Origin of the sequence: Promicromonospora sp. NPDC057138 (assembly GCF_042670845.1) — a bacterium.
GTDB lineage: Bacteria > Actinomycetota > Actinomycetes > Actinomycetales > Cellulomonadaceae > Promicromonospora.
This window is the reverse complement of record NZ_JBHUUX010000057.1, coordinates 1-20,750: the sequence shown is the minus strand read 5'-3', so window position 1 is coordinate 20,750 and position 20,750 is coordinate 1. Positions and strand designations below refer to the sequence as shown.

Annotated in this window: 8 protein-coding genes; 1 reads left to right on the top strand and 7 read right to left on the bottom strand. The window is 72.7% G+C overall.

The annotated features are described in order from the left end of the window. Positions 1 to 15: 15 nt before the first annotated feature. From ACFT2C_RS22935 to ACFT2C_RS22905, 7 genes are all read right to left on the bottom strand, one after another. Positions 16 to 1,662, bottom strand: coding sequence for a hypothetical protein (locus ACFT2C_RS22935; protein ID WP_377209394.1), 1,647 nt, complete (start codon positions 1,660 to 1,662; stop codon positions 16 to 18). A gap of 1 nt (position 1,663) precedes the next feature. Next, positions 1,664 to 5,506, bottom strand: a complete 3,843-nt coding sequence (locus ACFT2C_RS22930) for a DUF4132 domain-containing protein (RefSeq protein WP_377209393.1) — start codon at positions 5,504 to 5,506, stop codon at positions 1,664 to 1,666. Between the two features lie 121 nt (positions 5,507 to 5,627). Next, positions 5,628 to 9,383: a DUF4132 domain-containing protein gene (locus ACFT2C_RS22925; RefSeq protein ID WP_377209392.1), complete on the bottom strand. Its 3,756-nt coding sequence runs from the start codon at positions 9,381 to 9,383 to the stop codon at positions 5,628 to 5,630. A gap of 75 nt (positions 9,384 to 9,458) precedes the next feature. Then, positions 9,459 to 13,256, bottom strand: coding sequence for a DUF4132 domain-containing protein (locus ACFT2C_RS22920; protein ID WP_377209391.1), 3,798 nt, complete (start codon positions 13,254 to 13,256; stop codon positions 9,459 to 9,461). 71 nt (positions 13,257 to 13,327) lie between these two features. Next, positions 13,328 to 17,200: a DUF4132 domain-containing protein gene (locus ACFT2C_RS22915; protein WP_377209390.1), complete on the bottom strand. Its 3,873-nt coding sequence runs from the start codon at positions 17,198 to 17,200 to the stop codon at positions 13,328 to 13,330. A gap of 218 nt (positions 17,201 to 17,418) precedes the next feature. Further along, the gene (gene aspS, locus ACFT2C_RS22910) at positions 17,419 to 18,774 is read right to left on the bottom strand and encodes an aspartate--tRNA(Asn) ligase (protein ID WP_377209389.1); all 1,356 of its coding nucleotides are present in this window, start codon (positions 18,772 to 18,774) and stop codon (positions 17,419 to 17,421) included. 245 nt (positions 18,775 to 19,019) lie between these two features. Next, on the bottom strand, positions 19,020 to 19,889 hold the full coding sequence (locus tag ACFT2C_RS22905) for an alpha/beta fold hydrolase (RefSeq protein ID WP_377209388.1): 870 nt from the start codon (positions 19,887 to 19,889) through the stop codon (positions 19,020 to 19,022). A 138-nt stretch (positions 19,890 to 20,027) separates the two neighbouring features. Between ACFT2C_RS22905 and ACFT2C_RS22900 the strand changes: the two genes are divergently transcribed. Beyond that, the gene (locus tag ACFT2C_RS22900; RefSeq protein ID WP_377209387.1) at positions 20,028 to 20,678 is read left to right on the top strand and encodes a heme oxygenase (biliverdin-producing); all 651 of its coding nucleotides are present in this window, start codon (positions 20,028 to 20,030) and stop codon (positions 20,676 to 20,678) included. Positions 20,679 to 20,750 lie beyond the last annotated feature (72 nt).

The window sequence follows — 20,750 nt, the reverse complement described above, 5'->3', positions numbered from 1 at the left end:
TGACATCCCCGTGGGCTAGGCGGACCGCCTCGGCTGGAGTGCCTCCTGCGCGGCCAGCCGAGCCTTCTTGCCCCCGGTCAGCGCGACCTCACCCAGCGGGCCGCGAGCAGCGGCAGGGAGCGCGGGGAACTCCCCGAGGATCGCCAGCGCCCGCTCGAACGCGTACATCGACTCGTAGTCCCGCTCCCGCGGCGCCAGGTGCGGCACGAGTAGGTCGACACGCTCCGCGAAGTACGGCCAGACCTTGTCCACGAGGCGCGAGGCGTCGATCGTGTACTGGAACATGGCGTCCCCGATGATCTTCTCCGGGTCCGCCGTCCCGTCCTGGGCCAGCACGTCGTGCGCGGCCCTGAGGTCCCCGTGCTCGGTGGCGGTCTCCTCCAGCCACATCAGCCACTCCCAGCGGCCGAGCCCGCCCCCGCTGAGCGCCGTCGACAGCCGCAGGCGGTGCACCGGCGCTGTGGGCGGCAGCTCCGCGAGGTGGAACTTCAACCACGAGCCCGCGAGGAACCGATCCCCGACAAGCCGTCGTACGCGTTTCCCGCCGTCGGTCAGGTCGCCGTTCATCAGGGTGACCACGGCGCGCAGGTCCTCATCGGAGGGCGCGTCCGGAAGGCTTCGCGCCTCAGCGACGAAGCCGGCGCCGAGCGCGAACTCGCGCGGCGGCTCGTACGGTGGCAGCTCGAGCGCGACGTCGCGCTCGGCATCGCGCTCGGCATCGCGCAGCGCCGCGAGCCGCCGCACGACCTCGCCCAGCCGGGACGGCGCCGCCGTGGTCATCAGCGGCGCGAGCAGCCGGACCGCGTCGGCGTCGGGAAGCGTCGCGAGCACCCGGCGGGCCTCGGCCCGCACCCCCTTGGTGGGGTCGACGGCGAGCGAGGCGACCATCTCGCCGTGCACGGCCAGGTCGCGCTTCGCGGCCTCGAGGAACACCTGCTTGCCCGACGCCGTGAGCCCGCGCACCACGCCCGGCAGCGCGTCGGCGTGCTCCGCCAGGAAGGCGTCCATCGCGTCGGTGGCGGACAGCTCTGCGCGGCGATGCTGGATCCACGCGACGCTCGCGGCGTCCCGCTGCAGCACCGCCCGGAGGACGACGGCCACGCACTCGCCCTCCGGCACCCCACCGGCACGAGCGACCTCACGGAGGAAGTGCGGGGTCCAGCGCTCGCGCAGCACGGTCACGTTCCGGGCGTCCACATCCCGATACCTGAGGTACTCGGTGTTCGCCACCATGTTCGTCAACGGTCCCAGCCAGTCGGGCACGCCGTCGGCGGCGCGCGCCGGCCCTGCTGGCAGGGAACCTGCGGATCCGGATCCCACAGGCACAGCCCCCGCTGGCGTCGGCTCGGCGGTCGCCGCGGCGAGCACCCGCCCCAGCCGCGCGATCGTGGCGGCCAGGGCGGTCGCGCAGACGGTGGCGAGCGCCAGGAGGCCGGCGTCGGTGCGGTGCTGCCGATGTGTCAGCGACCGCAGGTCGACCGTCTGCGTCTCGGTCAGGGCGGTCAGCACCTCCGGCGTCGTGCCGTCCCGCACGTACCCCACCGCCAGGTCGAACGTGTCCTGGCCCCACGCCGTCAGCGGCTCCAGCGCCTCCTCGTACACCGCGGCCGGCACTGGCTGTTCCTGCCCTGCCTCGCGTCCTGGCTGTTCCAGCACGGCCATCTCAGAACCTGCTCTTCTTCACCCAGTCGGCGTCGAACGACCCTGCCCGCGCCACCGTCGCGTACTCCTGGTACGACACGGCGACGAGCGCGGCCGGCAGGTCCTCGATCTTCCGGCCGTCATTCCAGCCCTCTGCGCTCTGGAACGTGAGCTCCGTGACCGCTGCGGGGATGTTCTCCTCGGGCAGGGACGCGCCGGTGAACCAGATGTGGGCAGTGACCCCGAGGCCCGGGTACTCCTTGGTGTAGGCGTCAAACCAGCCGCCGTCCTCGGACGCCGCCCGCTGGTACCCGAGCTTGGTCGCCCGGCCGCGGATCGAGAACGAGTCGGTCAGCCAGCCCCGATGGTCCGCGATCTCCCTCGCACCCGGCTCCAGCTCCGGCAGTACTACGGCGTCGGCGTCGAGCCCCTGGTCGAACAGCGGCTTCACCTCGTAGTCCGCGAGATGCCCACGCCACGCCGCCACCTCCTGCGCGTCCGCCGCCAGGGCAGCCGGCCGCGCACTCGACAGGGCAGCCGATCGAGCCGCCGGCAGGGTGACGGCGTGTGCGACCGAGACCGTCGCGTCCTCGGGCAGCACGACATCGGTGTCGTCGACGCCGATCAGCGCGCCGCCGTCGCCGGGGCGGAACGCAACAACCTGCGGACCGGCCGAGCCGCCGTCGGGCAGCGTCGCCACCCAGACCAGGCGCGCCGCGAGGCGCGACATGAGCGGGTGCCCCAGCACGAACTCGCGCCACTCGTCGGCGCCCCAGGTGCGCTCCGAGCACATGGCCTCCGCGAACCGCTGCGTCTGCAACGCGATCACGGTCTTGAGCTCCTTGCGGCTCGCGGTCAGCTGCTTCTTCGCCTCGGCATACGCGTCGTCGTCGTCCGAGATCCGCTTGGCCGGCAGGGCCTTGACGACCTTGCCTTCCGGATCGCGCAGCTCCAGCGTGAACTTCTCGGTGATGCGTCCGGTGAACACCCGCCCACCAGCATCACGGCCGTCGGGCGAGCCGAGGTCGAGGCGCAGGATCCCGTCGTCGTCGAAACCGGCGGTCTGCACGGTGCGGTCCGCGAGCTGGTCGGCGTCCCAGCCCCGGCGGTCGGCGAGGTCCTTGGCCAGCGCTGTGGCGACCTCCTGGACCGTGTACATCCGGAACCTGCGGGAGACCGCGAGCAGCAGCTGCACGGCCGGGCGCTCGCCGTTCGCCGCGAGCGCCCGCACGAGGGCCTCGGCCTGGGCGCGCCGGGTCTTGTTGGCCTTGAAGTAGTGCTGCGCGGCCTCAGCCAGGTCACCGCCCGGCATCCCGACAGTCAGCGCGAGCAGCCCCTTCTCTTTGACCGCGGAGCCGAGGTACTCCGCCTGGTGTTGCCGGTAGAGGTGCCGGTAGTGGTCCTCGACCGACATCGCCGCGAGGGCCTCGTAGTGGCCCGCGTAGTGCTGGGCCATCCGCTGGTACTCGTCGTACCGGTACTGCGCTCCGTCCTCCGCACGCGCCTTCGACTCGTCGACCGACGGGTGGATCGTGTCCTGCGCGATCCAGGCGCTCAGCACGAACGACCCGAGCTCGGCCCGGGACGCCGCGTCCAGCTGGGACAGGTACAGGGCGAACAGGCCGTCGCCGCCGGGTTCCTTCAGCTTGTACGCCAGGACCACCCACCAGCGCAGCACCTCTGCCGGGACGAGGCCCTGCTCGCTACCGCCGTCGGCCCACCGCAGCTGCGGCAGCTGCCCGAACGGGAACCAGTCCAGGTTCGCCGGGACCGGCTTCTTGAGTCCCTTGGTCGCCTCGGCGAGCAGCACCTCGGGCGCCAGGTCCGCCGAGATGTCGTCGCCCAGCGCCTTCAGCGCGGAGAGCAGCGCGGCCCGGCCTGCCTCCTGGCGCTCCTTCTTCAGCGCGGCTCGTAGCGCGGGCACCGCTGACGGGTCGCCGATCCGCATGAGCCAGGCCGCCGCCGAGATGCGCACACCCGCCTTGCCGTCGACCAGACCCTGCTCGGCCAGGCCGCGCACGCCGGGGTTGGTCGACAGAATGTCCTGCGCCGTCCGCCGATGCTCCTTGTCCTCGCCCAGGGCGAGGCTCGACAGCTGCGGCAGCGCGGCGGTGGGCGCCACCGGGAACGCCGCCACGATCTTGAGCGCGACCGAGAAGGCTTCGGAGCCGTCGTCACTCTCGCGCGGCGTCAGGTGCGGCACGAGGAGGTCGATTCGCTCCGCGTAGTACGGCCACATCAGGTCGACCCGGTCCGAGTCGCCGAACCAGATGTCCCGGAAGACGAACTGGTCCACAGCAGCGCCCGGGTCGGCCACGTCGAACTGGGCGAAGAGCGCCTCCACGGCCCGCAGGTCGCGCAGATCAGGCAGGAACTCCCCGACCAGTGGCGCCACGTCACTCCGTCCACGTGCGAACCACAGCCGCAGCCGGTGCGCAGGCGCCGTTGCAGGCAGGAAGCTGCGGTTCCACATGCACCACTCCGCCGCGGCCTCCGACGGCCGCCCCTCCTCCCCGTCGGCGCTCACCCCGGCGCGGTAGGTGTCCCCGTTCATCAGGCGGACGACCGCACGCAGGTCTTCCTCGGTGAGCGCGGGCACGTTGGCCAGACGTTTCTTCGCATTGTCGATAACCCACGACTCGTGTCCATCCGCCACCACCTCGCGGACCTTCTCGGCGGCCTTCTCCCGTTGCCGGCCCAGGCGCTCAAGAGCACCGGCCACGTAGTCGTCCCCGAGCACGAACTCCTTCGGCGGCTCGTAGGGCGGCACCTCGATCGTCGTCTCGGCCCCCGGATCGCCGACCAGGGCCTCGGCACGATCGAGCGCTTTCCGCAGTGCCTTCGCGCGCGCGGCCTGACCTCGGGCGTCACCCGCCGCGGCGAGCGCCGCCCGGATGGCGTCCAGCCCGCCCGACGCCCGGGCGAGCTGTCCCAGCACCTCGTTCAGCCGGCTGGGCGCGGCCGTGCTCAGGTGGGGCACGAGCAGGCGGAGCTGCTCGGCGTCGTCCAGCGTCGCCAGCAGGGTCGTCGCGTCGGCCCGCACGTCCTTGGCCGGGTCGACGGCGAGCGACGCGACCAGCTCGGCGTGCGGCGCCGGGTTGCGCTTGGCGACCTCGAGGAAGGCCACCTTGCCTGGTGAGGCGAGCGCCTCCACCACCCCTGGCAGCACGTCCGCGTGCTCCACCAGGAACGTATCCATCACCTCGGAGGTCACCAGCTCCATGAGCCGTCTCAGGGCCTCGGCCGACACACTGGCGTCCCGGTGCAGCAACGCGGTCAGGACCGCGGGCGCGGCCTCAGCCTCGGCGACGCCGCCTTCGCTCGCGACCTCGGTCAGGAACTCCGGAGTCCAGCGCGCGAACAACGCCTGGCGCACCGCGCGAGAATTCTGCTGCCGGGTGCTCGCGGCGTCGTTCACGAGCGCGGTCAGCCACTCGGGTGCCCCCGCCGCGACCCGGTCCATCTCGCCGACGGCGGCGAGCAGGCGCCCCAGCCGCGCGACCGCAGCGGTGGGCGCCGTCGTGTGCACCTTCATCCGTGCCCGCACACCGTTGTCGATGGTCCAGCCCGGACGCGTGGTCCGGACCCGGTCGGCCGTCGGCTTGTACGTCACGCGATACGAGAAGGTCACCGCACCCGGCTCGGCCATCAGCCCGTCCACGTCGTCCGTCTGGGCCGCGTCCAGCGTCGTCAGCACCTCCGGCGCCGTCCCGCTCCGCACGTACCCGAGCGCCTGCTCGAACATGTCCGGCCGGATCGCCTTCAGCGGCGCCAGCGCGTCCTGATAGGCCGCGGAAAGCTTGTCGTCCCGCACCGCTCCGTTCCCCTTGCCCGTCCCGTCCTGCACCGTCTCGACGTGCTGCACCGTCTCGCCTCTTCGTCTCATCGCCCCCAGGTCAGAGCCACAGCTGGTGGCTCCGCCCCGCCGCCTTCTGCGGCGCGCACCAACGTAGTGGGGGTCACTGACACTGATGGGCGTCGCCGCCTCAGTAGCTCTTCCGCTCCCAGTCGGGGTCGAAGGCCCCGCCCTCCGCGACGGTCACGTACTCCTGGTACGACACCGCGACGAGCGTGGTCGGCAGGTCCGCGACCGGGACCGAACCCGGCCTCCCGGCATGCCGGAAGAGGAGCTCGGTGACCGCGGCGGGCTCTTTCTTCTCGGGCAGGGCCGAGCCGGTGAAACCGATCTCGACGATGACGCCGAGGCTCGCGTACTCCTTGACGTAGGAGCGGATCCACAGGTCGTCCACGTCCCTCTTGTAGCCGAGCTTGGTCGCGCGGCCGCGGATCGCGAAGGTGTCCGACAACCAGCCCTCGTGGTCGGCGATCTCGGTCGCTCCAGGCTCCACCTCCGGCACGACGACGTCGGAGGCGAGCCCCTGGTCGAAGAGCCCGCTGACCGAGTAGTCGGCCAGGTGCGCACGCCACGCCGCCGCGTCGGGCAGCAGGACGGCGTGCGCGACGGCGACCTCGGCCCAATCGGGCAGCGCGACGTCCTCGTCGTCGACGCCGATCAGCGCCCCGCTGTCGCCCGGACGGAAGGCGACCCGACTGCCGTCCGGCAGCGTCGCCACCCACACCAGGCGCGCCGCGAGGCGCGACAGGAGCGGGTGCCCCAGCACGAGCTCGCGCCACCCCTCCACGGCCCACCGGCGGCCCGACGCCATCGCCTCGGCGAGGCGCTGGGTCTGCAGCGCGATCACCGCCTTGAGCTCCTTGCGGCTCGCGGCCAGCTGCTTCTTCGCCTCGGCGTAGGCCTCGTCGTCGTCCCGCTCCCGCTGTGCCGGGAGCGCCTTGACGACCTTGCCCGCCGGATCGCGCAGCTCCAGCGTGAACTTCTCCGTCACCCGCCCCGTGAACACCCGGTCATCGGACTCCGGGTCATCAGACACCGAGTCAGACACCCCGCCGCCGGGCGAGCCGAGGTCCAGGCGCAGGACGCCGTCGCCGTCGAACCCGGCGGTCGGCACCGTGCGGTCCGCAAGCTGGTCGGCGGTCCAGCCGCGACGGTCGGCCAGCTCCTGCACCAGCCCCGCGGCGATCTGCTGGACCGCGGCGGGCTTGAACCTGAGAGCCACCGACAGCAGCACCTGCACCGCCGCACGCTCGCCGTTCGCGGCCAGCGCCCGGACCAGGGACTCCACCTGGGCCCGCCGCCCCTTGTGCGCCGTGAAGTAGTGCCGCGCGACCGCGGCCAGGTCGCCGCCCGGCATGCCCACAGTGAGGGCGAGCAGACCCTTGTCCTTGGCTGCCGAGCCGAGGTACTGCGCCTGGTGCTCGCGGTACAGGAAGCTGTGGTGGTCCTCGACCGACATCGCGAGGCGCTCCGGCGCGGCCCGCGCGTACCAGACGGGGTCCCGATGGAAGCGGTCGTACTCGAGCTGCGCATTCGCCTCCGCGTGCGCCCTCGATTCCTCCGGCGCGGGGTGCCGCGTGTCCTGCGCGACCCACGCGCTCAGCACGAACGACCCGAGCTCGGCCCGCGACGCCGGGTCCAGCAGCGACACGTACCGCGCGAGCAAGCCCTCGCCGCTGGGGTCCTTCAGCTTGTGGGCCAGCACCACCCACCAGCGCAGCACCTCCGGCGGCACCTCACGCTGCCCGACGGCGTCCGGGTCGCCGGCGCCGTCCGCCCACCGCGCCTGCGGCAGCTGCTCCAACAGGAACCAGTCCAGGGCCGCCGGAACCGGCCGCTTCAGCCCCTTGGCCGCCTCCGCCAGCAGCATCTCCGGCGTGAGCTGCGCCGAGAGGTCGTCGCCCAGCGCCTCCAGGGCCGACAGCAGCGCGGCGCGCGCCGCCTCACCGCGCTCCTTCTTCAGCGCCGCCCGCAGCGCGGGTGTCGCCGCAGGGTCACCGATCCGGGCCAGCCAGGCCGCCGCCGACACCCGGACCTCTGCCCTGTTCTCCCCCAGACCCTGCTCGGCCAGGCGCCGCGCGCCGGGATGGGACTCCAGTGCCCTCTGCGCCATGTTCCGTTCCACCTTTCCGCCGGTGAGGGCGAGCTCCCCCAGCCGCGGAAGTGCCGCGGTCGGCGCCACCGGGAACGCCCGCAGGATCGCCAGGGCGCGATAGAGCCTGTCCGTCCGGTGCGTGAAGGTATCCGGCGGCGCCAGGCGCGGCACGAGAAGGTGCACGTGCCCCGCGTAGTACGGCCAGACGGCCGCGGCCGAGGGCCATGCGACCTCGCCGTACTGATACTGGAAGACGAACTCGTCGATGGCTTGCTCGGAGGCGTCCACGCCGCACTGGACGAGAACCTGCTCAAGAACCCTCAGGTCGTCAACCCCGTGAGCGGCCTCCAGCCACTCGGCAAGGTGCGACACCAGTCCGTAGCCGCTCCCGTACAGCGCCAGATGCAACCGTGCCTGGTGCACCAGCGCCGTTGTCGGCAGCGACTCGACATTCTGCCGACACCAGCTGACCACGCCCTTGGGCAACAGCCCGTCCCGGCCGTCCACCTCGACACCGCGGTCACCGTTGATCAAGCGGACCACTGCTCGCAGCTCGGAGTCGGTGATCGAGGACAGCCCGGTCAGATCCCCCTTCGCCCGCTCGACCATCCAGGGCTCGTAGTCATCGTTCGCCGTAAGCCTCTGTACCTTCGCGGCAGCCTGCTCCCGCTGCCGGTCCACCAACGCGCGGGCACCGGCCACGAAGTCGTCGCCGAGCTCGAACTCCGGAGCCGGCTGGAACGCCGGCACCTCGATCACCACCTCCTGCGCGAGCAACACCTCGGCCCGCTCGAGCGCCTGGCGCATGGCCTTGGTCCGCGCCGCCGGATCCCGGTCGTCGCCCGCCCCTGCGCCAACCCCTGCGCTCAACTCAGCGAGCGCCTCCCGGATGGCGTCCTGGCCACCCGGAAGCACACAGAGGCGCGCCAAGACCTCGCTGGCGCGGTCGAGCGGGGCGGTGGTCAGGTGCGGCGCGAGCAGCCGCACCTCGTCGGCGTCGGCCAGGCCGGCCAGCGCCTTCCCCGCGGCGGCGCGCACGTCCTGCTCGGGGTCGACGACGAGCATCCCGACCAGCTCGGCGTGCCGCACCAGGCCGTGCCGCGCGCACTGGAGGAACGTCTTCTTGCCGCGGTCGGTCAGCCCAGCGACGACCTGCGGCAGCGCGTCCGCGTGCGCCACCAAGGTCTCGCTCAGGGTGGTCTCGCTCCGCACATCGGTCACGCCGAGCGCGTGCTCCAGCAGGATCGTCAGCACCACCGGCACGACCTCGCCGTCCGGCACGCCGCCCTCGCGGGCGACGTCCATCGCGAACCGCGGGGTCCAGCGCCCGGACGTTGCCCGTGCGTCGGAGGCGTCGAGCATCAGCACGGACAGCCAGTCAGGCACTCCCTCCGGCCCAGGCTTGTTGCCCACCACGACATCGAGCAGCCGCCCCAGCCGCACGATCGCCGCGACCGGCGCCGTCGCATGGACCGTCTTGCGCGCCGCAACGCCGACCGGCGCCTCCCAGCCCGGGTGTGCGGCCGCCATCCGCTCGGCCAGAAGCTTCCGCGACTCGTAGAGCCAGCTGACCCAGCTGTTCATCAGCACGTCGACGTCGTGCGTGTCAGCCGCCTCCACCTTGGTCGGCACCCACGACGGCGTCCCGTCCCGGACGTATCCGACCGCCTGCTCGAACATGTCCTGCCCGATGAGGGTCAGCGGCGCCAGGGCATCCCGGTACGCCCTGGCCAGTGCCTCATCGTCGACCGTTCCCGCATCCTGACCCACGTCCTGCACGTCCTGCGTCATCTCGTCTGCTCGCCTCTTCGCGTTGCTCTGCTGTCTCGTCGCTGTGCTGTCTCGTCGCCCACGGACACCAGCACCTCAGTACTGGCTCTTCTCCCGCCAGTCGGGGTCGAACTGCCCCGCCCGCGCCACGGTCACGTAGTCCTGGTAGGACGCCGCGACCAGGACGGCGGGCAGGTCCGCGAGCCGGACCCGGCCGGGCCTCCCGGCGCGCCGGAAGGTGAGCTCGGTGACTGCCGCTGGGATGTTCTCCTCGGGCACGATCGAGCCCGTGAATCCGATCTCGGCGACGACGCCCAGGCTCGGGTACTCCTTGACGTAACTGTCGAACCACCCGTTGTCCCGGGACTCGGTGCGCGCGAAGCCGCGCTTGGTCGCTCGCCCGCGGATCGCGAACGAGTCGGACAGCCACCCCCGGTGGTCGGCGACCTCGGTCGCGCCGGGCGCCAGCTCAGGCAGCCCGACGGCGTCCGGCCCGAGGCCCTGATCGAACAGCGGCGTGATCGCGTAGTCGGCCAGGTGCCCGCACCACGCCTCCACGTCCCGCCCCTGGTCCGGCAGCGTGACGGCGTGCGCGATCGACACCCTCGCTCCCTCAGGCAGCACGATGTCGCCGTCGTCGACGCCGATCAGCGTGCCGCCGTCGCCGGGCCGGAAGGCGACGGTGTCCGGACCAGTGACGGTGCCCGGACCAGCAACAGTGCCCGGAGCCGAGTCGCCGAGGCCGGCCGAGCCGCCGTCCGGCGGCGTGGCGACCCACACCAGGCGCACCGCGAGGCGCGACATCAGCGGATGCCCCAGCACGTACTCGCGCCATTCGTCGACGGCCCACGTACGGCCCGAGCACATGGCCTCCACGAACCGCTGCGTCTGCAGCGCGAGCACGGTCTTGAGCTCCTTGCGGCTCGCGCTCAGCTGCTTCTTCGCGTCGGCGTAGGCGTCGTCGTCGTCGGAGGCCCGCTTGGGTGGCAGTGCCTTGACGACCTTGCCCTCCGGGGTACGCAGCTCCAGCGTGAACTTCTCCGTGAGGCGTCCGGTGAACATGCGGTCTTCCTCGGGTGACGCCCCGACGTCGTCGGCCCGCGTCGTGGAGGCGGCCCGCGCCCCGGAGGGCGAGCCGAGATCGAGGCGCAGCACGCCGTCGTCGTCGAACCCGGCGGTCGGCACAGTGCGGTCGGCGAGCTGGTCGGCGTCCCAGCCACGGCGGACGGCGAGATCCTGCGCCAGCCCGGCCGCGATCTCCTGGACGCTGCGCTGCCTGAACCTGCGCGAGACCGCCAGCAGCAGCTGCACCGCGGCCTGGTCCCCGTTCGCGGCCAGCGCGCGCACGAGCGCCTCAGCCTGCGCACGGCGGCCCTTGTTCTCCCTGAAGTAGTGCTGGGCGGCCGCGGCAAGATCGGGGCCCGGCATCCCGACCGTGAGGGCGAGCAGGCCCTTCTCCTTCACCGCCGAGTCGAGGTATTGCCCCTGGTGCTCCCGGAACAGCGCGTTGTAGTGCTCCTCGACCGACCTCTCTGCCAGCGACGCGTAGTCCCGCGGATAGAGCTGCGCCATCCGCTGGTGGCTCTCGTACCGGCGCGGCGCCTCGCTCTCGGCGAGCGCCCTCGACTCCGCGACCGGCGGGTGGATCGTGTCCTGCGCGATCCACGCGCTCAGCACGAACGACCCGAGCGCCTTCCGGGAGGCCGGATCCAGCATCGAGACGTACCGCGCGAACAGCCCCTCGCCGCTGGGGTCCTTCAGCGTGCAGGCCAGAACCACCCACCAGCGCAGCAGCTCGGCCGGCACGACGGCGCCGTCCGCCCAGCGTGCCTCGGGGAGCTGCCCGAACGGGAACCAGCGCTCCAGCTCGCGCGGGACCTGCCGCGTCAGGCCCTTGGCGGCCTCGGCGAGCAGCACCTCCGGCGCGACGTCGGCCGAGATGTCGTCGCCCAGGGCCTCCAGCGCCGACAGCAGCGCGGCCCGCACGGCCTCCTTGCCTTCCTTCTCCAGCAGCGCGCGCAGCGCCGGCACCGCCGCCGGGTCGGCGATCCGTGCCAGCCAGGCCGCCGCCGAAGCCCGGATCTCTGCCTTCTTCTCGCCCAGGCCTTGCTCGGCGAGGCGCCGGGCGCCCGGGTGGGACCCCAGGATCTCCCGCGCAGCCGCCCGGTGTACCTTTCCTCCGCCGAGCGCGAGCTCGCCCAGCCGTGGGAGCACGGCGGTGGGCGCCACCGGGAACTCCCGCAGGATCCCCAGTGCGCGGTCGAAGGCGAAGTCCCACCTGATCTCGTCGTCGGCCGGGGTCAGGCGCGCCACGAGCAGGTCGGGGTGCTCCGCGAAGTAGGGCCAGATGTCCGACGACGCCGGCCAGCCGGACTCCTGGTTCTGCTGGAAGACGAGGTCGTCGATCAGCCGCTCGGTGTCGGCGACCCCGCACCGGACGAACGCCGACTCCAGGGCCCTCAGGTCGCCGAGGTCCGGCGCGACACTGTCCAGCCACCAGGTCGCCTGGTCCGGGTAGCCGTGATAGGCGAGCAGCAGCCGCACGCGGGCCACCAGCGGCGTCCCCGGCAGCCGCACGGCCTGTCGCATCAGCCAGCTCGCCGTCGCCTGGGCGGGTCGCCCGTCCTTTCCGTCCGCCCACACCCCTACTCGGAACGCGTGGTCGTTCATCAGCCGGACGGCGGCGCGCAGCTCCGCATCCGTGATGCCGCGAAGGTACGTCAGTTCGTCGTCCGCCCGGTGGGCGGCCTGGTCGGACGCGGCGGCGCGGAGCTGCTCGGCGGCCTTCGCCGCCTGGCCATCCAGGAGTGCGCGCGCCGCGACGACGAGCTCGTCGCCGAGCACGACGTCCGGCTCCGGCTCGAACGGAGGGACGGTGACCGCCACCTGATCGGCGAGGAGCGCCTCGGCACGCTCCAGCGTCTGGCGGAGCAGCCGCGTCCGGGCCGCCTGGCCGCCGGCGCCGTCGATCGCCTCGCGGATCGCGGCCAACCCGCCCGGAAGCAGCGAGACCCGCGCCAGGAGCCCGCCGACCCTGTCGAGCGGTGCGGTGACCAGATGAGGCGCGAGCAGCCGCACCTCGTCGGCGCCGTCGAGGTCGGACAGCAGGTCCCGAGCCGCGGACCGCACCCGCTCCCGAGGGTCGGCGGCGAGCGTCGCGACCAGCTCGCTGTGCCGCGGCAGGTCGCGCTCCGCGCAGCGCAGGAACGCTTGCGTCCCCCAGTCGCTCAGGGAGTCCAGCACCCGTGGCAGCACGTCCGCGTGCGTGACGAGCGCTACGCACAGGGCCTCGATCCAGAGGTGCGCGTTCTCCAGCATGATGCGGAGGACCAGCGGTGCGGCCTCGTCATCGGGCACACCGCCCTCGCGGGCGAGCGACACCAGGAACTCGTGGGGCCAGCGCTCGTCGGCGTCCTGCGAGCTCCCCGCGTCGTACATCAGCAGGGAGAGCCACCGGGGCGCCTCCTCGGGTTGCACCTTCCCGGTCGTCACCGCGTCGAGCAGGTGGCCCAGCCGCACGACGACGGCAGCCGGCGCCGTGGCGTAGATCGTCCCGCGCGCCGCCACGCCCGCCTCGGCTTCCCAGCCCGGGTGCAGGGCGGCCACCTGCTCGACCAGGGTCCCGCGGACCTTGAAGTCGGGAATCTGGGCCGCCGGCTTGTTCATCAGCTGATCGACGTCGCCCGTCCTGCCCTTCCTGAGCGTGTCCACCACCTCGGCCGTCGTGCCGTCCCGCACGAACCCCATCGCCTGCTCGAACAGGTCCTCGCCCTTGATCCGCAGCGGCGCGAGCGCGTCGCCGTATGCCGCCTCCAGCGCCTCGGCGCCGCCCGCTCTCGCCCCCGTCTCCGCTCCCAGTGCCGTGTCCGCCACGTCCGTCGTCCCCTGCGCCATCTCGCCTGCTCGCCTCGTCCCGCTGATCGGTTGGCTCTTCGCTCTGCTGTCGCTCAGTGCTCTGCTGTCTCTCAGTACTGGCTCTTCTTCTCCCAGTCCGGGTCGAAGACCCCGCCGTCGGCCACGGTCAGGTAGTCCCGGTAGGACACGGCCAGCAGCACCTTCGGCACGTCCTTGATCGCGAGCCGGCCCCGCTCGCCCCACGTGCCGGTGCGGCGGAACGCGAGCTCCCGCACGGCGGCGGTGATGTTCTCCTCGGGCAGGAACGCGCCCGTGAACTCGATCTCGACGGTGAGGCCGAGCGCCGGGTACTCCCTGCAGTAGGCGGAGAACCAGCCAGCGTCCTCCGCCTGCGAGCGGACGTACCCGAGCTTCGTGGCGCGGCCCCGGATCGTGAACGAGTCGCTGAGCCAGCCCTTGCGGGTCTCGATCACGGTGGCGCGGTCCGGCACGTCGGGCAGCGCGTCCGACGCCGCTGGTCCCGCCGCCGACGCCTCGCCCGTCCCGGAGCCGAGCCCCTGGTCGAACAGCGGCGTGATCTCGTAGTCGGCGAGGTGAGCCCGCCAGGCCGGCGCGCAGGACTCGCCGTCGTCCCCGAGGGTGGCGGCGTGCACCAGCGACACCCGCGCGTCGTCCGGGAGAGTCACGTCCTCGTCGTCGACGCCGATCAGCGCGCCGCCGTCGCCCGGCCGGAACGTCACGGCGCCCGCGTCGGCCGGATCGCCCGCACCTGGCAGCTCCGCCGCCCACACCAGGCGTGCGGCGAGGCGCGACATCAGCGGGTGCCCCAGCACGAACTCGCGCCAGTCGGCGACGCTCCAGGTCCGGCCCGTGACCATGGCCTCGGCGAAGCGCTGGGTCTGCAGCGTCACGACGGCCTTCAGCTCGGCACGCGACTCCTTGAGCTGCTTCTTCGCCTCGGTGTACGCCTCCTCGTCGTCGGATGCGCGCTTGGCCGGCAGCGCCTTGACGACCTTGCCCGCCGGGTTGCGCAGCTCCAGCGTGAACGCGTCGGTGATGCGCCCGGTGAACACCCGGTCGCTCGCATCCTCGCCGCCGCCGTCGGACTGCGCGGAGGACGAGCCGAGGTCCAGGCGCAGGATGCCGTCGTCGTCGAACCCGGCGGTCTGGACCGTGCGGTCGGCGAGCTGGTCGCCGTCCCAGCCGTTGCGGTCCGCGATGTCCTGCGCGAGCGCCGACGCCGTCTCCTGGACGCTGCGCTGCTTGAACCGGCGCGACACCGCCAGCAGCAGCTGCACCGCCGCCCGGTCCCCGTTCGCGGCCAGCGCCCGCACCAGGTAGTCCGCCTGCGCGCGGCGGCCCTTGTGCGCGGCGAAGTAGTGCTGCGCCGTCGTCGCCAGCTCGGCCCCCGGCATGCCGACGGTCAGGGCGAGGAGCCCCTTCTCCTGCGTGGCCGAACCGAGATACCGCGCCTGGTCCTCCCGGTACAGGCTTTTCCAGAAGTCTTCGACCGTGCGGCCGGCCTGGCCGGAGTAGTACTCGGGGTATCGCTTGATCGCGGCCTGCAGGCTGGTCCACTGCGCCTGCGCGTTCTGGTCGGCGTACCCGCGCGACCTCTCGACGGAGGGGCCGCGGGTGTCCTGGGCCACCCAGGCGCGCAGCACGAACGACCCGAGCGCGGCCCGCGAGGCGGCATCCAGCAGCCCGACGTACCGGGCGATCAGGCCCTCACCGCCGGGCTCCTTCAGCTTGGTCGCCAGGACCACCCACCAGCGGACGACGTCGCGCGGCACGACGCCGCCCTGCTCACCGCCGCCCAGCTCGCCGCTGCTCGCCCAGCGCACCTCGGGCAGCTGCTCGAAGGGGAACCAGTCGAGGCTGGCCGGCATCTTGCCCGCCAGGCCCTTGGTGGCCTCAGCCCGCAGGGTCTCGGGGGCGAGGTCCGGCGAGATGTCGTCGCCCAGCGCCTCCAGGGCCGAGAGCAGCGTGGCCCGAGCCGCCTCGCGGCGCTCCTTCTTCAGGGCGGCACGCAGGGCGGGCACCGCGGCGGGATCGCCGATGCGCGCGAGCCATGCCGCGGCCGAGGCCCGCACCTCGGCCTTGGGGTCGGCGAGCGCCTGCTCGGCCAGCGGGCGTGCCCCGGCGTGTGCCTCCAGCACCTCCTGCGCGGCGACCCGGTGGGTCTTGCCGGTCCCGAGGGCGAGCACGGTGAGCCGGGGCAGGAGGGTCGGCGGCACGACGGGGAACTCCCGCAGGATCTTCAGCGCGGTACCGGTGCCGGCGCGGTACTTCTCGTCCGTGCCGAGGTAGCGGTCCAGGGTCTCCGTGCGCCCAGCGAAGTAGGGCCAGACGACCGACGACGCGAGCGTCTCGTCGCCCCACCAGGTCTGGAACACCAGGTCGCGGATCTGCTCGTCGGCCTTCGGTACCCCGGCGCGCACCAGTCCGTCGTGAACCTGGCGCAGGTCGGTGGCCTGGTCGAGGTACGGCCGCAGGGCCCACACGAAGTTTCGCTGCGCCTCCCCGTCCCGGAGCGCGAGCACGCGGATCGCCAGCATGAGCCCGGGCTCGGCGAACAGGTCCCGGATCTCGCCGGCGAGCCACTGGAAGAGTGCGGCATTCCGGCGGCGCGTCTTGCCCGTGGTGGCCACGGCCCCGGTCACGCGGCCCGGGACTGCCGCCAGGTCGTCGTCCGTGATCGACTGGAGGTCCTTGAGATTGCGTTGCGCCCGTTCGGCCCAGTACTTGTTCGCGTTGCCGCCGCGCTTGGCAAGGTCGAGCTGCACGCGTGCCTTGGCGATCTGCTCGTCCAGCAGCTTGCGGGCCCCGGCCGCCCAGCCGGGTTCCACGACGGGGTCAGGCAGCGGCTCGTACTCCGGGACCTCGATCGTGAGCTCCGCGCCCGCATCCGGGTCGTCGAGTGCGCGGGCCCGCTGCATCGTCTGCTCCAGGAGCCGTACCCGTGCGGTCTGCCCGGCCGCGGCCTTCCCGCTCTCGTCGCGCAGCGCGGCCAGCGCCTCCTCCAGTGCGTCGATGCCGCCGGCCAGGCCGACCAGCCGCGTCACCGCCTCGCCGAGCTGCCCGGTCGGGACCTTGACGAGGTGGGGCCGCAGCAGCGCGACCTGCGCGGCGTCGTCGAGCGCGGCGAGGTGGTTCAGGGCGCCCGTCCGCACGCCCTTCGCCTTGTCGACGGCGAGCGCCGCCACGATCTGCACGAGGCCGGGCTCGGACGTGCGCTTCCCGATGCGGTCGAGCACCTCCTGCTTGCCGCGGGCGCCGAGCTCCGGGGTGACGGCGGCGAGCGTGCCGACGTGCCGGGACAGGTACTCGCCGAACGCCGGACGCTTGGCCATGGCCTCGCGCGGGTCCCGGTACCAGGACCGGTCGTTGGCTCCGCGGTACAGGACTGCTGTGAGCACAGTGCCCGCGGCGTCGGCGTCGGGCACCCCGCCCTCTGTCGCCACCTGCTCCAGGAACGCGGGCGTCAGCCGGTCGGCGACGCCCGCGACCGGCTTGCCGGAGTGGTGCCCGTCGGTCGTCCCCCGCCTGGCCCCATCGCACACCAGCACGTAGAACCACTCCGGGCCCGCGGCGGCGGACACGTCGGCGGTATCGCAGACCTGCGCGAGCAGCCGGCCCAGGCGGGCCAGCACTGCCGGTTCTGCCGACGCGTAGAGGCGTCCGCGCGCCGCGATGCCAGCGTCAGGATTCCAGCCCTTGTGCGCCGCCGCGACCTGCTTGATGACGTCGGGCGACACCCACCGCGACCAGGTCTGGACCGGCGCGCCGAAGAGCGCGTCGAGGTCCGCGCTGCCCGGCTGCTGCACGGTCATGAGCACCTCGGGTGTCGCCCCCTCGAGCACGTACCCGACGGCGTCGTCGTACACGCCACTGCCCAGCAGCTTCAGCGGGGCCAGCGCGTCGCGCACCGCCCGCGCCGTCCCGTCGCCGCCCTTGACCCGGTCCACCAGTTCCTGCAGCATCTCGTCCCTCACCTGGCCATAGGTCACGAGGGCACAGCTCGCCCCTGTGACGCGCTGCCATCAGCAGCACGCGCCACAAGGTAGTGGTGACCACTGACACTCGGAACGGGTACAGGTGCCCAGGCGCGCGGGCGCCCACGGGTATCGGCAAAACGTCAGGAGACCGGCATTCCGGGTTGCCGATCTCCTGACGTTCTACCGACCACCCGCACGGGGCTCTACGGGACCAGGCGGTGGAGGTCCCTCGGGAACGGCGTCACCTCGCGGACGTTGGCCGCGCCCACAAGCCGCGCCACCCAGCGCTCCAGGCCGATCGCGAACCCGCCGTGCGGCGGCATCCCGTGCCGGAACGCCTCCAGGTACGACGCGTAGGACGCCGGGTCCTCACCCCGCGCCTCGATCGCCGCGACGTAGTCGGCGTACCGGTGCAGGCGCTGCCCGCCCGTGACGAGCTCGAGCCCGCGGAACAGCAGGTCGAAGCTGTTGCTCCACCGCTCGCCTCCCGCGCCCGGTCCCGGGCCGGAGCCCGGCTCGGGATGCGTGTAGAACGGCCGCTTCGTCATCGGGTAGCCCTCGACCGCGAGGAAGTCCGACCCGTGCTCTGCCAGCGCCCACTCCCCGAGCGCCCGCTCGTGCTCGGGTGCCAGGTCCGGTTCGTCCGACGGCGCCCCCACCAGCTTCAGCGCGTCCGCGAAGTGGAGCACCGGGATCTGCGCCGGAACCTCGGGCACGGCGATGCCCAGCCGTTCGGCGGCGGCCGAGCCGCGCACGGCGTCGGCCATCCCGGCGACCACGTCGCGCAGCACGGCCAGCACGTCGCGATGGTCGCGCACGAACCCGAGCTCGACGTCGAGCGAGCGGTACTCCGCGAGGTGCCGCACGGTGTCGTGCGGTTCCGCCCGGAAGACGGGGCCCACCTCGTAGACCCGCTCGAAGACGCCGACCATCTGCTGCTTGTAGAACTGCGGCGACTGCGCCAGGTACGCGGGCCGGCCGAAGTAGTCGACGGCAAACACGTTCGCGCCCGACTCAGTAGCTGTGCCCACAAGCTTGGGCGTGCAGACCTCGGTGAAGCCGGCGGCGTCCAGCGTCACGCGGAACCCGCGCAGGCTCGCCGCCGCGATCTCCCAGCGCGCCTTCTGTGCGGGGTGCCGCCAGGCGACGGCGGCATGGTCGAGCAGCGTCGGGAGCGCGGCCGTCAGCGCCGGGCGCCACAGCTCGACGGGCGGGGTCTCTGCAGCGTCGGTGAGCGGCGTGATCACGGGCTCGGTGACCTCCACGCCGCCGGGTGCCTGCGGGTTGGCGGTGACCGTGCCGGTCACCTCCACGGTGGTCTCCTCGGGCGGCACCAGCGGCTCGGCCTCTCCGACCGGCTCCGCCTGCCCGACGCCGGGGCGCACCACCACCTGGGCGAGGCCCGTGCGGTCGCGCAGCACCAGGAACGTCACGGTCGCCAGCTCACGACGGCGGTGGACCCAGCCCTGCAGACGCACGACCGACCCCGGCGGGACGGCGGAGAGGTCGCTCGCGAGGGTGCGGGCGAGCGGGCTCGGGGATGGCAAAGGTGGTCTCATCAGTCCTCCAGAGAGCGAAAGCCCTGGAGGAGCGGGCGGGGGCTAGATCGCGGTGCCACCACTCCTTTGCCGGGAGACCCGGCCTCTCGTCGGTACGCCGCACGCGCGGGCAGATCGTTCGCCCGGTGACCCGGGCCGAGGTTCGTCACGCCTCACGTCAGCCACCGCAGACGCTACGCCCCACGCCGTCGACCCCGCCACCCCATAACTACCCGCCCGTCCCCGCGTCTCGCGGATGCGCGCTTCTACTCAGCGGCGAGCCACTGCCGCACCGCCCGGCCCACCGCATCGGCGTCTTCCAGGGGCACGAGGTGGCCGAGCCCCGGGAACTCCACGACCTCCGGATCGCCCGGGAGCTCGGCGCGGAGCCGCGCCGCCTGCTCGAACGGGATCCACGGGTCGTCGGTGGCCCAGCCGACCCGCACCGGGCAGCGCACCTCGCCAAGCCGGCTCACTATCGGCCGGGTGTGCGCGGGCGAGAGCTGGGCGATCTGGCGGTAGAAGGCGGGCTGTCCGACGTCGACGACCCAGGGCTCGGCGAGCGCCTCGACCGCCTCGGCGGCGAGGTGGTGGTTCCCGGCGCCGGCGATGTACTCCCTGACGAGCGCCCCGTGCAGCGGGCCGGGCACCGCCGAGAAGACCGACTCGTTCTCGGCCACCAGCCGGAAGAACGGCGACCCCCACGGGTCGAGCATCACGATGTCGAGCAGGAACAGGCTCGCGAAGTCGGCGCCCTCCAGGAGGTGGGCGCCGAGCGCGACTGCTCCCCCGATGTCGTGGGCCACCACCTGCGGCCGGTCCAGCGACCAGTGCCGCAGGAGTGCCGCGAACCGCCGCCGCTGGGCGACGAGGTCGACCCTGTGCGCGGCGTCTTTCGGCGAGGCGCCGTAGCCCGGCATGTCCCACAGGAACACGCGGTACTCCTGGCTCAGCGCTCGTGCGACGGGCGCCCACACCTGCGCCGACCAAGGTGTGCCATGACACAGCACGACGTCGCCGGCCGGCGGCCGGTCCTCAGGCTCCAGCACGTAGGTCGCGACGCGGGCGCCGTCGTCCGAGGCGATGTCGAGGTCGACGAACACGGGCGCGGGCAGGCCAGAGGGCGTCGCAGGCATGCGGCGACGGTAGGACGCCACAGACGGCCGCGACAACACACGTTTCGGCCACAGGTTAGGCTGACCTAACTCCTGTTGCTATGATCGCAACGTGATGACAGGTTGTCAGCACGTTGCCCCTGCGTCGGAGGAGACCACATGAGCCTGCCCGTCGAGGAAGAGCTCCCCCTGTCCGCCCTCCTGCGTGAGGGCACCCGCGACGACCACGGTGCCGCCAACTCGGAGCACTTCATCGAGCAGCTCCTGTCCGGCGCGCTGGACCGGGCCGCCTACGCGGACCTCTCGGCCCAGCTCCTCGTCGTCTACGAGGCGCTCGAGGACACGTCCGCCGCCGTCCGCGACGACGAGCGCGGCGCCGGCCTCGTCTTCGGCGAGCTCACCCGCGTCCCGGCCATCGAGCGGGACCTGGCCTTCCTGTACGGGCCGTCGTGGCGCGAGGAGATCCGCATCCTGCCCGCGACGCACGAGTACGCCGACCGCATCCGCGAGGTCAGCGGCAGCCTGCCGCACTACGCCGCGCACTCGTACACGCGCTACCTGGGCGACCTGTCCGGCGGCCAGATCGTCAAGCGCATGATGAAGCAGCACTACGGCCTGGACGACGACGGCGTCGCCTTCTACACGTTCCCGGACATCCCGAAGGTCAAGGTGTTCAAGGACGCCTACCGCAGCCGGCTGGACGGGCTCGACCTGGACCCGGACGAGGTCGCCGCCACGCTCGCGGAGGCGCACCACGCGTTCCACCTGAACCGCGTCGTGTTCACCGCCCTGGCGAAGATCCACTGCTGACCGACGTGTCGATGCGCGGGTCGAGCTTGTGATGCGCGGGTCGAGCTTGTCGAGACCAGGTCTCGACAAGCT

Coding starts and splice junctions, on each gene's coding strand:
- ACFT2C_RS22935 (WP_377209394.1), bottom strand. CDS start 1,662: ATGGCCGTGCTGGAACAGCCAGGACGCGAGGCAGGGCAGGAACAGCCA.
- ACFT2C_RS22925 (WP_377209392.1), bottom strand. CDS start 9,383: ATGACGCAGGACGTGCAGGACGTGGGTCAGGATGCGGGAACGGTCGAC.
- ACFT2C_RS22920 (WP_377209391.1), bottom strand. CDS start 13,256: ATGGCGCAGGGGACGACGGACGTGGCGGACACGGCACTGGGAGCGGAG.
- ACFT2C_RS22915 (WP_377209390.1), bottom strand. CDS start 17,200: ATGCTGCAGGAACTGGTGGACCGGGTCAAGGGCGGCGACGGGACGGCG.
- aspS (WP_377209389.1), bottom strand. CDS start 18,774: ATGAGACCACCTTTGCCATCCCCGAGCCCGCTCGCCCGCACCCTCGCG.
- ACFT2C_RS22905 (WP_377209388.1), bottom strand. CDS start 19,889: ATGCCTGCGACGCCCTCTGGCCTGCCCGCGCCCGTGTTCGTCGACCTC.
- ACFT2C_RS22900 (WP_377209387.1), top strand. CDS start 20,028: ATGAGCCTGCCCGTCGAGGAAGAGCTCCCCCTGTCCGCCCTCCTGCGT.